General features: G+C 63.3%; 1 protein-coding gene. It reads right to left on the bottom strand.

Annotation, left to right across the window (positions count from 1 at the left end; translation table 11 throughout):
• Nucleotides 1–70: 70 nt before the first annotated feature.
• The coding region (locus M2D63_RS25730) for a hypothetical protein (RefSeq protein WP_285865884.1) at nt 71–281 on the bottom strand (211 nt) is incomplete at its 5' end.

The raw sequence follows: 281 nt of genomic DNA, 5'->3' as shown, positions 1-281 counted from the left end.
TGCGCAGCAGTCGCAATCGGTTCAGCTCGGTGGGTCTGAAGGAACTGTGTCGACAGGTTTTGCGGCCGTTTCACGGCTGATCGCAGCCTGGCGGCAGCTCCCACAGATACCCGGCAATCACCTGTCGACCGTAGGAGCTGGCGAAGCCTGCGATCGACTGCGCAGCAGTCGCAATCGGTTCAGCTCGGTGGGTCTGACGAAGCGGCGTCGTCAGGTTTTGCGGCCGTTTCACGGCCGATCGCAGCCTGGCGGCAGCTCCCACAGATACCCGGCAATCGCCT

Source organism: Pseudomonas sp. BJa5 (genome assembly GCF_030272875.2).
GTDB lineage: Bacteria > Pseudomonadota > Gammaproteobacteria > Pseudomonadales > Pseudomonadaceae > Aquipseudomonas.
This window is presented reverse-complemented; position numbering and strand designations above follow the sequence as displayed.